Annotated in this window: 14 protein-coding genes and 2 tRNA genes; 3 read left to right on the top strand and 13 right to left on the bottom strand. The window is 72.7% G+C overall.

Going from position 1 to position 13,470, the window contains the following annotated elements; genetic code table 11:
* Window positions 1–32 precede the first annotated feature (32 nt).
* Complete coding sequence (locus tag ACVWWH_RS01590) at window positions 33–467, bottom strand: MaoC family dehydratase (protein WP_066502660.1); 435 nt, start codon at window positions 465–467, stop codon at window positions 33–35.
* A 35-nt stretch (window positions 468–502) separates the two neighbouring features.
* Window positions 503–967: an FAS1-like dehydratase domain-containing protein gene (locus ACVWWH_RS01585; protein WP_066499701.1), complete on the bottom strand. Its 465-nt coding sequence runs from the start codon at window positions 965–967 to the stop codon at window positions 503–505.
* An 81-nt stretch (window positions 968–1,048) separates the two neighbouring features.
* Here ACVWWH_RS01585 and ACVWWH_RS01580 point away from each other — a divergent pair, with 81 nt between their 5' ends.
* Window positions 1,049–1,429, top strand: a complete 381-nt coding sequence (locus ACVWWH_RS01580; protein WP_066499704.1) for an ArsR/SmtB family transcription factor — start codon at window positions 1,049–1,051, stop codon at window positions 1,427–1,429.
* Entirely contained in the window at window positions 1,426–3,141 is a 1,716-nt protein-coding gene (locus tag ACVWWH_RS01575; protein ID WP_229710886.1) for a SulP family inorganic anion transporter, read from the top strand. The genes ACVWWH_RS01580 and ACVWWH_RS01575 overlap by 4 nt, the downstream gene beginning before the upstream one ends.
* Here the strand turns inward: ACVWWH_RS01575 and ACVWWH_RS01570 are convergent.
* The 6 genes from ACVWWH_RS01570 to ACVWWH_RS01545 form a co-directional block, all read right to left on the bottom strand.
* Window positions 3,131–3,355, bottom strand: coding sequence for a hypothetical protein (locus ACVWWH_RS01570; RefSeq protein ID WP_066499706.1), 225 nt, complete (start codon window positions 3,353–3,355; stop codon window positions 3,131–3,133). The genes ACVWWH_RS01575 and ACVWWH_RS01570 overlap by 11 nt on opposite strands.
* Window positions 3,356–3,386: 31 nt before the next feature.
* Window positions 3,387–3,884 carry a hypothetical protein gene (locus ACVWWH_RS01565; protein WP_457315369.1) on the bottom strand — a complete coding sequence of 166 codons (498 nt, stop codon included), beginning with the start codon at window positions 3,882–3,884 and terminating at the stop codon, window positions 3,387–3,389.
* 17 nt (window positions 3,885–3,901) lie between these two features.
* The gene (locus tag ACVWWH_RS01560; protein WP_066499707.1) at window positions 3,902–4,792 is read right to left on the bottom strand and encodes an HpcH/HpaI aldolase/citrate lyase family protein; all 891 of its coding nucleotides are present in this window, start codon (window positions 4,790–4,792) and stop codon (window positions 3,902–3,904) included.
* Between the two features lie 73 nt (window positions 4,793–4,865).
* Window positions 4,866–5,057 carry a hypothetical protein gene (locus ACVWWH_RS01555; RefSeq protein WP_457315368.1) on the bottom strand — a complete coding sequence of 64 codons (192 nt, stop codon included), beginning with the start codon at window positions 5,055–5,057 and terminating at the stop codon, window positions 4,866–4,868.
* Window positions 5,058–5,217: 160 nt separating this feature from the next.
* Window positions 5,218–5,664 carry a pyridoxamine 5'-phosphate oxidase family protein gene (locus tag ACVWWH_RS01550; RefSeq protein ID WP_457315367.1) on the bottom strand — a complete coding sequence of 149 codons (447 nt, stop codon included), beginning with the start codon at window positions 5,662–5,664 and terminating at the stop codon, window positions 5,218–5,220.
* 77 nt (window positions 5,665–5,741) lie between these two features.
* Complete coding sequence (locus ACVWWH_RS01545) at window positions 5,742–7,445, bottom strand: glycoside hydrolase family 13 protein (protein WP_457315366.1); 1,704 nt, start codon at window positions 7,443–7,445, stop codon at window positions 5,742–5,744.
* Window positions 7,446–7,594: 149 nt separating this feature from the next.
* Here ACVWWH_RS01545 and ACVWWH_RS01540 point away from each other — a divergent pair, with 149 nt between their 5' ends.
* Window positions 7,595–8,743 (top strand): ROK family protein, encoded by a 1,149-nt coding sequence (locus tag ACVWWH_RS01540; protein ID WP_457315365.1) that lies wholly within the window; start codon window positions 7,595–7,597, stop codon window positions 8,741–8,743.
* 65 nt (window positions 8,744–8,808) lie between these two features.
* Here the strand turns inward: ACVWWH_RS01540 and ACVWWH_RS01535 are convergent, their stop codons facing one another.
* From ACVWWH_RS01535 to ACVWWH_RS01515, 5 genes are all read right to left on the bottom strand, one after another.
* The gene (locus tag ACVWWH_RS01535; protein WP_457315364.1) at window positions 8,809–9,915 is read right to left on the bottom strand and encodes an acyltransferase family protein; all 1,107 of its coding nucleotides are present in this window, start codon (window positions 9,913–9,915) and stop codon (window positions 8,809–8,811) included.
* A gap of 146 nt (window positions 9,916–10,061) precedes the next feature.
* Window positions 10,062–10,135: transfer RNA gene (locus tag ACVWWH_RS01530), tRNA-Met, on the bottom strand.
* 62 nt (window positions 10,136–10,197) lie between these two features.
* Window positions 10,198–10,269 (bottom strand) — tRNA-Thr (locus tag ACVWWH_RS01525).
* Window positions 10,270–10,446: 177 nt separating this feature from the next.
* A complete protein-coding gene (locus tag ACVWWH_RS01520) occupies window positions 10,447–12,486 on the bottom strand; it encodes a DEAD/DEAH box helicase (protein ID WP_457315363.1) in 2,040 nt (679 codons plus the stop codon).
* A gap of 320 nt (window positions 12,487–12,806) precedes the next feature.
* Window positions 12,807–13,460: an MOSC domain-containing protein gene (locus ACVWWH_RS01515; RefSeq protein ID WP_457315362.1), complete on the bottom strand. Its 654-nt coding sequence runs from the start codon at window positions 13,458–13,460 to the stop codon at window positions 12,807–12,809.
* Window positions 13,461–13,470 lie beyond the last annotated feature (10 nt).

Here is a 13,470-nt window from a genome sequence, read left to right as displayed (position 1 = left end):
CCGTGCCGCGGGCAGCCGTGCCACGGAGACGCTCAGGCCAGCCGGACGAGCGCCTGCGCCTTGGTCAGCACCCGCTGGCCGGCGTTGGTGACGGTGAGGTCGATCCGGGCCGTGCGCGCCTCGGGGTCCAGGGCCCCGACGGTCCCGACGACCTCGAGGACCGCGCCGGGCTCCTCGGTGCCGGTCGTGTCCTGGACCGGCACGGGCTTGGTGAAGCGCGTCTGGTAGTCCACCACGGCGCCCGGGTCCCCGGCCCAGTCGACGACGAGCTGGACGGCGGCGCCCATCGTGAACATGCCGTGGGCGATCACGCCCGGCAGCTCGACGGCGACCGCGAAGTCGTTGTTCCAGTGGATCGGGTTGAAGTCCCCCGAGGCCCCGGCATACCGGACGAGGTCGGCGCGGGTCACGGCGACCTCGCGGCGGCCGATCTCCAGGCCCTTTTCGAGCTGGTCGAACACGGGCATCACGGCAGTGCCGGCCTGCACGCTCTCCTCGGCGCTCACTGGCCCTCTCCCCTCACGAGAATCGACGAGACGGTGGTGGCGACGCTCTCGCCCTCGGCGTCCCCGGAGCCCAGCGCGCGGATCTCGGCGCGGGTGGTGATCATGGCGCCGCCGCCCATCGCGCGGACGGTGTCGACGTGGAGCTCGGCGGTGAGCCGGTCCCCGGCCACGATCGGGCGGTGGTGGGTGAAGCGCTGCTCGGCGTGGACCACCCGGGAGAAGTCGATGCCCGACTCCGGGTCGGCGATGAGCTGGGCGTCCGCCCGCTGGGCCACGATGATCGCGAACGTGGGCGGCGCGACGAGGTCGGCGTGGCCGAGGGCACGCGCGGCGTCGACCTCGTAGTGGGCGGGGTGCCCCGCCTTGACGGCGCGGGCGAACTCGCGGATCTTCTCGCGGGCGACGTCGTACACCTCGGCGGGCGGGTACACGCGACCGGCGAGGTCGGGGTTGATGGCCATAGGGAAAGCCTATCCGGTGGCACCGACGCCCTCCGAGGCTCGCGGTATGATGAATTCATCAATCCATCATCTGGAGGCAGCATGTTCAGCGACCGCGAGGCGCCCCTCTACGAGATCAAGGCGAACCTGTTCAAGGGCCTCGCCCATCCCGCCCGGATCCGCATCCTGGAGATCCTCGCCGGCTCCCCCGGGCAGTCCTGCCCGGTGAGCGAGCTGCTCGAGGGCACCGGACTCGAGGCCTCGCACCTCTCGCAGCACCTTGCGACGCTGCGCCGCCACCGCGTCGTGACGAGCGTCCGCACGGCCAACTCCGTGACGTACTCGCTCGCGCACCCCACGATCGCCGAGCTCCTCGCGATCGCCCGCACCTTCCTCCTCGACACGCTCGCGGAGACCCGCGAGCAGCTCGAGGCCGCCTCCGCCCTCCCCTCGGTCGCGGCGCACGGCGGGGGAACCCGGTGAACGCCCCCGGGGTGCAGCGCTCGGGGCCGGGCGCCCTGGCCAGAGGGCTCGGCACCCTCCGGTCCCTCCTCCCCCAGGCGTCCGACTACACGGGGGTGCGCCGCACCTGGCGCGGGGACCTCGTTGCGGGCCTCACGGTGGGCATCGTGGCCCTCCCGCTCGCGCTCGCCTTCGGGGTGAGCTCGGGGGCAGGCGCCGAGGCTGGGCTCGTGACGGCAATCGTGGCGGGGCTCCTCGCGGCGGTCTTCGGCGGCTCGCATGTGCAGGTCTCCGGCCCGACCGGGGCCATGGTCGTGGTCCTCGCCCCGATCGTGGCGGCCCATGGGGCGGGCGCGGCCGCCCTGCTCTCCGTCCTGGCCGGGATCGTCCTCGTGGCCCTCGGCGCGTCACGGCTCGGCCGGGCGGTCGCCTACATCCCCTGGCCCGTCGTCGAGGGCTTCACGCTCGGGATCGGTGTGATCATCTTCCTCCAGCAGGTTCCCCTCGCCGTGTCCGCCCCCGTCGCCCCCGGACAGAACACGGCGGTGGCGGCGGTCGCCGCCGTGGCCTCCGCCCCGTGGCCCCGCGCCGCGGCGAGCCTCGGCGTCGTCGCGCTCGTCGTCGCCACCACCCTCCTCGTGCCGCGGATCCACCGCAGCCTCCCTGCCAGCCTCCTCGCGATCCTCGCGGCTTCGCTGGGGGCCGGGTTGCTGGGCCTCGAGGTCGAGCGCATCGGCGCCCTGCCGGCCTCGCTCCCGGCCCCGGCCCTGCCCGGCTTCGGCATCTCGGACCTGCCCTCCCTGGCCGGCCCTGCGCTGGCGGTCGCAGCGCTGGCCGCGATCGAGTCGCTCCTCTCGGCGCGGGTCGCCTCCGGGCTCGCCGGTCCCGACGGGCGGACCACCGGACCGTACAACCCCGACCGTGAACTCGTGGGCCAGGGGCTGGCGTCGGTCGCCGCCGGGCTCTTCGGCGGCATGCCGGCCACCGGCGCGATCGCGCGGACGGCAGTGAACGTCCGCTCGGGCGGCAGGTCCCGCACGGCGTCGATCGTCCACGCCCTGGTGCTGCTCGGCATCGTCTACCTGGCAGCCCCGCTCGTCGCCCAGATTCCGCTCGCGGCCCTCGCCGGCGTCCTCATGGTCACGGCCGGGCGCATGGTCTCGGTGGGGACCGCCCGCCGGATCCTCGGCTCGACGCGGCAGGACGCGGTGGCGTTCGTCCTCACGGCCGTCATCACCGTCGCCTTCGACCTCATCGTGGCGATCCAGATCGGGCTCGCCGCTGCGGCCCTGCTCACGCTGCGCCAGTTCGCGAAGCTCGGCAGCGTCCGGCGCGAGCCGATCCCGGGGCCGGCGCACGACGGCGACGAGCACATCGCCGTCTTCCGCCTCGACGGCCTCATGTTCTTCGGCGCGGCGGAGCGGGTGCTCGAGGAGGTCACGCGCACGTCATCGGCCGACGGCGTCGAGGTCGCCGTCCTGCGCCTGTCCCAGCTCCGCTACCTCGACGCGACCGGGGCCCAGACCCTCGTCGAGGCGGTCCGCCGGCTCGAGGCGCGGGGCGTCACGGTGCTCCTCAAGGGGGTGCAGGAGCAGCATCTCGACCTCGTGCGCAGGGTCGGGGTGATCGCCGAGCTGCGGCACCACAGGCACCTCTTCGACTCGCTCGATGACGCCGTGGAGCATGCCCGCAGCCACGTGCGGCGGGCGCGGCTGCCCAGCGCTACTGCTTGAGCCGCCGCTTCGTCTCGCGGACCCGGATGCCGAGCCCGACCATGTGGACGACCAGGCCGACGCCGATCACCGCGATCGAGGGCCACAGGAGCCACGTGACGTGGCCGAGGTTGGCGACGATGCTCAGCACGATCCCGATGCCGAGGAAGGCCATGCCCGAGAACACGACCTTCTTGTAGAGCGGCGAGGCGGTCTCCCAGTAGTCGTTCGGCACGGCGTCCAGTCTAGGCGGGCGCGCGCCCTGCTCAGAACAGCGGGGCCTGCCGGGGCGGGAGGGCGCCCTCGAACGGTCCGAGCTCGATCACCCTGCCGCGGAGCCGGCCCAGGTGGACGACGAAGGCCTCCCCATCCGGTCCGGCCGAGCCGAGCGCGAAGGGGCCGAGGACCGAGGCGAGGGTGAGCGCATGGTCGCCAGGGCGGGGTCGGCGGGATAGGCGCTCCGCGGCGCGGCGGAGAGCAGCCCCGTCCCTGCCGCCGGCGGCTGCCAGCTCTCGCGGGCGACGTCGAACCCTCCGATGCCTTTCACCTCGCCGAGCAGCTGGGTCACCTCGGCGGCCCTGGCGTCGAGGAGTCCGGCGAGGCGGGGCGCGGGGAGCGCGCCAGTGCGGCTGCATGAGGTAGTCGCGCAGTCCCGCCGGAACGTTCCCGCCGCGGTGGAAGGCGTGGATGAAGCGCGTGTCGTCGCGCTGCTCGGCGGGGCCGTCCCACGCGATGCCGTGGACGAGCCAGGGCCCGCCTTCCATGGCGGAGGCCGTGGCTCCTAGACCGCCGGCTGGACGCCGAACGCCGTGGCGAGCTTCATGATCTTCTCGGCGCGGCCGAGGCGCGGGAGGTCCGAGCCATCGCGGATCACGCGGCCATTGGCCTCGAAGTCGCGCATGAAGTCCGTGGCCCAGGCGACATCGGTCGGCGTCGGGGAGATGACCTCGTTGATCACCGTGGTCTGGTCGATGGCGAGGCAGAGCTTGCCCGTCATGCCCATCATCACCGTGATGGCGCTCTGCTCGCGCAGGATCGGGTGGTTCGTGCCGACGGTGGGGCCATCGATCGGGCCCGGAAGGTTGCCGACGCGGGAGGCGACGACGAGCTTCGCGCGCGGGTAGGCCATGGCCTCGGGCGTCGCCGCCATACCGGTGTCGCGGCGGAAGTCGCCCGAGCCGAAGGCGAGGCGGAACGCACCTTGGGCCTTGGCGATGCGGTTGGCCTCCTCGATGCCGACCGCCGACTCGACGAGCGCGATCACCGGGGTCTTGCCGTCCATGCGGTGGAAGCTCTCCGTCACCTGGTCGGCCGACTCGGTCTTGGCGAGCATGACGCCGAGCAGGCCGGGGGTGCCGCGCAGCCCGGCGAGGTCGTCGGCCCAGAAGGGGCTCGTGGCGTCGTTGACGCGCACCCAGGCGCGGCCGCCGGCGGTCAGCCAGCGGGTGACGTTCTCGCGGGCCTCGTCCTTGTGCGAGGGGTCCACGGCGTCCTCGATGTCGAGGATGATCGCGTCCGCACGGGACGCTGCCGACTCGTCGAAGAGCTCCGTGCGCATCGCGTTGACGAGCAGCCAGGAGCGGGCGATCTCCGGGCTGATCTCGCGCGCGGGGCGGCCGGGGCGGTCTGCGCCTACGGGACGCGTCGAATCGGCGGAAACAGGTGACGTCATGGGTCCACCGTATCGCTGCGGAGGCCCCGCTGGCACATCCGTGGGCCGGCCTCGCAGGCCAGCCCACCCCGGGTCAGAAGACGCTCAGCTGGTAGCCCGCCGTCCAGCCGCCGCAGGCCTCCCACCAGCGGATTCCGGCGGGGAGACGCGGAACGCAGGAGGGCACAGCGTCGGAGCGGCGTCGCTCCTGTGTCCTGGGGCTCCTGTCGACGGGACGGGGCGCCTCGTGGGGTGAGGGGCTGGTGACGGTCTCCTGCTCAGCCATGGGACTCTCCTGACAGATGAACGGTCGAAGAATCGGGCTCCCCAGCCAACCTCGATGTATCCAGTCCACGCCCGCGACGGCAATTTGTCAAGCGACTTTATTAATAGCGCGGCGGTACGCCTCGCGGCCCTGGCCGCGACACCGCCGGTCCGCAGGTCCGCTACTGCGCGAGGTACACGCGCCGGCCGCTGAGGTGCTCGGGACGGACGCGGACGAACGCGTCGCGCACTCCCCCGGCCCACGGCTCGTCCACCATCTGGCCGAACAGCGTGGTGAGCTCGTGGGCATCCTCGACCACCTCGGCCCGGCCGCTGACGAGGACGGACCATCCCGCCTGGACGGACGGCTGCATGGCGTCCACCTGCAGGGCGGCCCCGTCCTGGGGCAGGCTGTTCACCACGGTCCCATCCGGGGAGGTGCGGAAGTGGACGGCACCGCCGTAGACGAGGTATCCGACCGGGTAGACCGCGACACGGCCCTCGTGGACAAAGGCGAATCGCCCTACGCCGGAGGAGCCGAGCAGTGACCAGCACTGCTCGGCATCCAGCTCGTAGTCCTCGTGACGGGCCCCCGGCCCGTACTGGAAGTCCGCGTTGACGTCGGCCATGGCCCCTCCCCGTCGGTGGTCTCCCTAGGCTCCCATGGAGCACCCGGGCGCGGAAGGGCCCTTTGCCCCCTCCTGGACTAGGCCTGCACGCGGACCCAGGCCGTTGCGTCGCCGGGCAGCTTGCCGCCCTCGACCTCGACGCTCGAGAGCAGCACCTCCCCCTCCGGCAGCTCCGTCGGGGCGGCACCGAAGTTCGCCACCACGTGCCAGGCACCGCCGTCCGGAGCCGTCCGCGCGAAGTGCAGCACGTCGTCGTCCGCGGCGTCGGCCCACTCGAGGTGCTCCTCGCCGACGAGCTCGTGGCGCAGCGCGAGGGCCCGGCGGTAGAAGGCGAGGGTCGAGCCGGCGTCCTGCTCCTCGACGCTGACGGCGTAGTCCTTGAACCATGCCGGCTGCGGGAGGTGCGAGCCGTTGGCGCCGAAGCCGAACGAGGTGCCCGTGGGCTCCCAGGGAAGCGGGACCCGGCAGCCGTCGCGGCCGATCTCCACGCCGCGGTTGCGGAAGTAGGTGGGGTCCTGCCGGTCCTGCTCCGGAATGCGGCCGACCTCCTGCAGACCGAGCTCCTCGCCCTGGTAGAGGTAGGCCGAGCCGGGCAGGGCGAGCATGAGCAGGGTCGCGGCCTTGGCCCGGCGGAGCCCGAGCGTGGCGTCGACCTCGGCCGGGTCCCCGCCGTCGAGGAGCCAGTCCTTCCCGTCGGTGCCGGCGCCGCCGCGGCCCGTGCCCTTGGGAAGGCCGTAGCGGGTGGCGTGGCGGACCACGTCGTGGTTCGAGAAGACCCATGTCGAGGAGGCGCCGGTCGCGGCGGCCTCGGCGAGGTTCTTCGTGATGACCTCGCGGAACTGGGCGGCGTCGAAGTCGGCCTGGAGGAGGTCGAAGTTGAACGCCTGGCCGAGGCCGTCCGGCGAGGCGTACCGGGCGCGGCGGTCCGCATGGACCCAGGCCTCGGCGACGGCGGCCCGCGGCGGGGTGTACTCGTTGAACACCCTGCGCCATTCGGCGTAGATCGAGTGGACCTCGTCCCGGTCCCAGAGCGGGTGCTCGCCGAGGGCGAAGAGGTCGGCGCGGTGGATGGTCTCGAGGTCGTCGTGGACGGCGTCCATGTCCTTCTTCAGCCCGTGTGCCACGTCCACGCGGAAGCCGTCGACGCCGCGGTCGCACCAGAACCGCAGGGTCGTCAGGAAGTCCTCGTGCACCTCGGAGTTGTCCCAGTTCAGGTCCGGCTGCTCCTTGGCGAAGAGGTGGAAGTACCACTGCCCGGGCGTGCCGTCGGCCTCGGTGACGCGCTCCCACGCTCCGCCGCCGAAGATGGAGGTCCACTCGTTCGGGGGCAGCTCCCCGTGCTCGCCGCGGCCGTCACGGAAGATGTAGCGGTTGCGGGCCGGGGACCCCGGCGCCGCGGCCAGTGCTTCCTGGAACCACACGTGGCGGTCCGAGGTGTGGTTCGGGACGATGTCCGCGATCACCTTGATGCCGGCGCCGTGGAGCGCGGAGACCATCTCGTCGAAGTCCTCGAGGGTCCCGAGCCGCGGGTCCACGTTGCGGTAGTCGTCCACGTCGTAGCCACCGTCGGCGAGGGCCGAGGGGTAGAACGGGCTGAGCCAGACGGCGTCGATGCCGAGCTTCGCGAGGTACGGCACGCGCGAGGTGATGCCGCGGATGTCCCCGAGGCCGTCGGCGTTGGAGTCGGCGAAGCTGCGGGGATAGATCTGGTAGACGGCGGCCTGGCGCCACCAGTCGGCGGACGGGTTCGTGCGGTCGGGCTCGTGGGCGGTGGTGGGCACCGGTCCTCCTGTTCCGTGGGTCTGCCGCGGGTGCGCATCACATCCCCGCGTTTTATATTTAGAATCTAAATCAATGCCGGAGTCCATTATTCGGCCGGGGCGAGCGGGAGGTCAAGCGGATGCGGAGGGGACCTGCGGCAGGACCGCACGTGGTGCGGCTCGCGAATGCCGAGGCAGTCCTGCGGCGGCTGAGGGAGGCCCCGGAAGCGGGCCTCACCGCCACGGAGCTCGTGGATGCCACGGGGCTGAGCCGGGCGACCGTGATCGCCGTCGGCGACGACCTCGTGCGCAGGGGCTGGGCCATCGGCCTCGACCCCGAGCGGGCCGAGGCCGGCCGAGGGCGGCCGCCGCGGACCTTTGCCTTCCGCGCCGACGCCGGAGTGGTCCTCGGGCTCGACATGGGCGCCGGGAAGACGACCGCGCTCGTGGCCGACCTCCGCGGCCGCACCCTCGGCTCGGCCAGCGGGGCCTTCCCCGGGGCGGGCGCCGCAGGGCGCGTGGACACCGTGAGCGCCACCGCGCTCGCTGCCCTCGCCGCGGCCGGCACGCGGCCTGGACGGGTGCTCGCGGCAGCCGCGGGCGTCGCCGCACCCGTGGACAGGGACGGCCGGATCGCGACCCCCCGGGACTTCTGGGAGCAGTTCGATGTGGGCCTCGCCGAGGGCCTGCGGGCGCGCCACGGGTGGCCCGTGATCCTCGAGAACGACGCGAACCTCGCGGCCCTGGCCGAGCAGTGGCGCGGTGCGGCGCAGGGGGTGGACGACGTCGCCGTCGTGCTCGCCGGGGAGCGTCTGGGCGCGGGACTGCTCGAATCGGGGCGGCTCCTGCGGGGCCGCCACGGCGGCGCCGGCGAGCTGTCCTTCCTGCGCCTCGTCGAGGGCGCCGCGGGGCCCCACGGCATCGGGCAGCTCGCCCGGGCGTGGGGTGCGGAGGCGGCGGCCGCGGGCGGCCTTGCGGGCCTCGCGCCGGCGGAGGTCACCGCGGAGGCGGTCTTCGAGGCGGCGCGCGACGGCGATCCGGGCGCCTTGGGCGTCCTGGCCCGCCTCGCGGAGCACATGAGCCGCGTCGTCGCGGTGCTGGGCACGCTCCTGAATCCAGAGCTCGTGGTCCTGGGGGGCGCGGTGGCGGGCGCGGCCGCGGCCCTGCTGCCGGGAATCCGCCAGGAGCTCCCGCGCCTGACGGACACGCCGCCGCGCGTCGAGGTGTCCGCGCTCGGGGGCGACGCGGTGGCCCTCGGCGCGGTGCGCCGGGCGCTCGACGACGTGGCCGACCGCGCCCTGGCGATCGAGCTCCCCTAGCGGGCAGACCCGGGGGCGGCCCCCCCTGCCGCAGGCGGCAGGCCGTCCCGAGGCGGCCTGCCGCGTCAGGCCGGCGCCCCTGAGGGCACGGCGGCGCGGGGAGCCCAGGTGGCGGTGCGGGCCCTCAGCCAGGCCACGAGCGGCTTGGTCGCGGCGTGCGCACCGGCCGCCAGCACGAACGAGAGCGGCCCCGCGATCGCTCCGACCTCGAGGAACTGCGAGTGGGCGAGCACGCCGAGCACGCACAGGACGGGGTAGTGCCAGAGGTAGATCTCGTAGCTGATGCGGCCCACGTAGGTCAGCGGGCGCAGCGACAGGAGGCGCTGCAGGGGCCCGTCGCCCCCGCGCACGATCGCGACGATGAGCAGCAGCGTTCCGGCTGCCGCCGCGAGGGTGTGGATGATGGAGAGCGGCACGATCGAGGAGTGGACCACGGAGAACCCGATGAGGGCCACGCCGAGCAGGCCGTGCCAGGCACGCGCCCGGAGGTCGGAGCCGTGGAGGACGAGGGCCAGCGCGCAGCCCGCGAACAGGCCGCTGGCGCGGAGGATGAAGGACATGTGGCCCGTGGTGGCCTCGAGCACGAGCGCCCACGTCCCGAGGCCGACGGCCGCGGCACCCGCGACGGCGATGGCACGCCGCCGGCGCTGGCCGTGCACCGTCCGGGCGCCCTTCACGAGGAGCACGAGCGCGAGCGGCCAGACGAAGTAGAACCACTCCTCGAGCCCGAGCGTCCAGGTGTGGGCATAGGCCGAGAGGCTGTCGGCGCCCGTCTCGGCGCCGACCGGCATGAGGTAGAAGAGCGCCATGAGCGAGCCCCAGGCGGCATTGCCGGTGCCCATGAGGACGGCAATCGGCACGAAGACCACGGCCAGCATGATCAGCAGCGGCGGGTACAGCCGGATGACGCGCCTGAGGTAGAAGCGGCGCAGCGAGATGCCCCCGTGCGCGTCGTGCTCCTCGAGGAGCAGGGTGGTGATCAGGAAGCCGGAGAGGGCGAAGAAGATGTCCACGCCACCGGCACCGCCGAAGTGCACCGGCATGACGGCGTGGTAGACCACGACCAGGATGATGGCGAGGGCGCGGATGCCGTCGAGCGCCGGCACATGGCCCAAGCCCCCCGCGCGGGGCCGGGCCGGCGCTGCTGAACTGACAGTGGCTGTTGCCGTCATGCTTTCCTCTCGTTCGGGTCCGAGAGAGTGTAGCGGAATTGCCTTGGGACCATTTTGAGGATGCTTACCCAGAGGGCCGCGGGAGGAATCAGGCTCGGGCCGCCCGGACAGGAAAAAGGACCCCCGGTCTCCCGGGGGTCCTGCTGTAGCGGTGCCGGGACTCGATCCCGGGACCTCACGATTATGAGTCGTGCGCTCTAACCAGCTGAGCTACACCGCCACGACAAGGAAAAAGGCCGCGCCATCCGGCCAACACCGGTTGACGCGGACCCTCCTTGCGAGAGCCCCCCACGGGAATCGATCCCGTGACCTCCATCTTACCAAGATGGCGCTCTACCACTGAGCTAGGGGGGCAACAGACAGATACTTTACCGGAAGAGCGGCGGCCCCACCAAATCGGCTGGGCCCGCCCCGCTCCCCCCGCTCGGGCGGCCGCCGCGGCCGGCCCCGGACCGGGAACGCGGACCGGGAAAAGGGGACGAGCCCGCCCCCGGGTCTCCGGGGACGGGCTCGTCCATCAGGCGCTGTGGATCACCAGGCGCGGCTGCGGCCGCTGTCCTTGCCGTGGCGCGGCTTGCGGTCGCCGAAGCCGCCGCGGCCGGCATACCCGCGGTCGTCGCGGTCGCGTCCGCCGCTGCGGCCACCACGGTCCGGACGGCCGCCGAACCCGCGGTCGCCGCCACGGTCGCCGCGGTCGCTGCGGCCGCGGAAGCCGCCACGCTCGCCACCACGGTCGCCGCCGCGGTCACCGGTGGGGCGGCGGCCCGAGTCGAGCTCGAGCTTGATGAGCTCGCCGCCGATCCGGGTCTTGGACAGGGCCTTCCACTGATCGGAGGAGAGCTCCGCAGGCAGCTCCACGAGGGAGTGGTCCGCCCGGATGTCGATCCCGCCGATCTGGCTCGAGTGGAAGCCGCCCTCGTTCGCGAGCGCGCCCACGATCGAGCCCGGCATGACGCGCTGGCGGCGGCCGACGGCGATGCGGTACGTCGCGTTGCCCTCGGTCACCGACCGGGACGGGCCGCGGGAGCCGAAGCCGTCCTTGTTGCGGTCGCGCTTCTGGAACTCGGGAGTGGAGGGGAGCTCCTTGACGAAGAACGGGGTGTCACCCTGCACCATGACCGCGAGCGCGGCAGCGATCTCCGCCGCCGGCACCTCGTGCTCGTTCTCGTAGGAGGCGATGAGGTCGCGGAACATCGAGACGTCCTCGGACTCGAGCGTCTCGGTGATCCGGTCGGCGAACTTGCTCATGCGCAGCGAGTTGACCGTCTCGGCCGTGGGCAGGTGCATCTGCTCGACCGCCTGGCGCGTGGCCTTCTCGATGGCCCGCAGGAGGTACTTCTCGCGCGGGGTCATGAACAGGATCGCGTCACCCTTGCGGCCGGCGCGGCCGGTGCGGCCGATCCGGTGCACGTAGCTCTCGGTGTCGTGCGGGATGTCGTAGTTCACGACGTGGCTGATGCGCTCGACGTCGAGCCCGCGGGCGGCGACGTCGGTGGCGACGAGGATGTCGATCTTGCCCTCGCGCAGCGCCTCGACCGTGCGCTCGCGCTGGGCCTGGGCGATGTCGCCGTTGATCGCGGCGGCCTGGAAGCCCCGGGCCTTGAGCTTCTCGGCGAGGTCCTCGGTGGCCATCTTCGTGCGGACGAACGCGATGACGCCGTCGAACTCCTCGACCTCGAGGATGCGGGTGAGGGCATCGAGCTTGTGCGCGCCCATGACCTGGACGTAGCGCTGGCGGATGTTCTTCCCAGTGGTGGTCTGGGACTTGACCGTGACCTCTTCCGGCATGTTGAGGTACTGCTTCGACATGCGTCGGATCTGCGAGGGCATGGTCGCCGAGAACAGCGCCACCTGGCGGCCGTCCGGGGTCTCCTGGAAGATGCGCTCGACGTCCTCCGCGAAGCCCATCCGGAGCATCTCGTCGGCCTCGTCCAGGACGAGGTACTGCAGCTCGGAGAGGTCCAGGGACCCCTTCTCGATGTGGTCGATCACGCGGCCGGGGGTGCCGACCACGACCTGGGCGCCGCGGCGGAGGCCCGCGAGCTGGGGGCCGTAGGCCGAGCCGCCGTAGACCGGCAGGACGGTGAAGTCCTCGAGGTGCTTGGCGTAGGAGGTGAAGGCCTCGGCCACCTGGAGCGCGAGCTCGCGGGTCGGGGCGAGCACGAGCGCCTGGGTGGCGCGGGAGGGGCCGTTGAGGTCGTGCAGCTCGGCGAGGCGCGAGAGCGCGGGGACGGCGAACGCGGCGGTCTTGCCGGTGCCGGTCTGGGCCAGGCCCACGACGTCGCGGCCCTCGAGCAGGAGCGGGATCGTCGCCGCCTGGATGGGGGACGGCTTCTCGTAGCCGACGTCGGCGAGGGCCGCGAGGACGCGGCCGTCGATGCCGAGGTCGGTGAAGCGGGGGGTGCCGTCGTCCTCGGAGGAGGGCGCGGCGTCGTCCGCGGTGGTCTCGGCGTCGTCCGCGGTGGTCTCGGCGTCCGTCGGGGTGACCTCGCGGGTCTCGGGGGTGATCTCGGCGCCCGTCGGGGTGACCTCGGCGTCGGTGATCACGGGGGTCTCGATGGTTTCAGGCATGCGTGTGTCCTCGCAGTGGGGAGCCTGGGGAGGCTCGTCGTCGGTCAGTTACTCAGGCCCGGCGCTCTCTCAATCCCAGGCAGGGCTCCTACGCTGCATTCGGCACCACATGCACCCGTACAGCGTTTGCTTCAGCCGGACTCCCCTATGCAATTGCCCGCTCCGCGGGCCCCAACACGCACCAGTCCTGCCTCAAGAATTGGGCAGGAGAAGGGAATTCCGGAAAGTGGGGGATGCATCCATCATACAGGACGCACGACGCCGGCCCTCACCTCGGGCGGCCAGGGCGCCGTGAGGTCGGGCACAGTCGGGCCCCGGCCCTACTCGCTGTCGCGCTCCACGGCGGCCACCACGTACTTCCGCAGCGCCGGGGCGAGGCGCAGCCCGCCGTCGGCCTCGGCGTCGAGGAGTGCCTCGGCCATCTCCGCGGTCGGGTCCGCGAGCCAGGCGCCGACGCGCACCCCGTGGTCGGGCACGTGCTCGATCCCGAACTGGGAGCCCGCCTCGACGTCCCCGGGCGTGAGGACCCTCAGGTAGGCCCCGGAGAGTCCTGCGCGGGTGAACCACGAGACCCAGCCGTCCTCGCCCATGCGCCGGGCGAAGGTCGCGCACGGGATGCGGGGCATCGTCACCTCGAGCAGCGCTCCCGAGGAGAAGCGCCAGCGTTCGCCGATCACGGCGTTGCTCGCGGTGATCCCCTCGACGCGGAGGTTCTCCCCGAAGAGCCCGGGCGGGATCTCGCGGCCGAGCTCGCGCGCCCAGAGCGCGGCGTCGTCCTCCGAATAGGCGTACACGGCCTTGTCCTCGCCGCCGTGGTTCGCGCGGTCGGCCTGGACGTCCCCGCGCAGGCCGAGGCGCCGGATCCGCACCGGTCCCTCGACCGGCCGTTTGTCGATCCCCGTCACCCCCACAGAGCCGGCATCGGCGAGCAGCTGGTGGACTCGGCAGACGGCGACGACGCGGGCGGTCTTCATGGCCACCAGC

The sequence above is a fragment of the Sinomonas sp. RB5 genome, from assembly GCF_054063535.1.
Note: the sequence above shows the minus strand (reverse complement) of the source record. Positions and strands in the feature narration are given on the sequence as shown.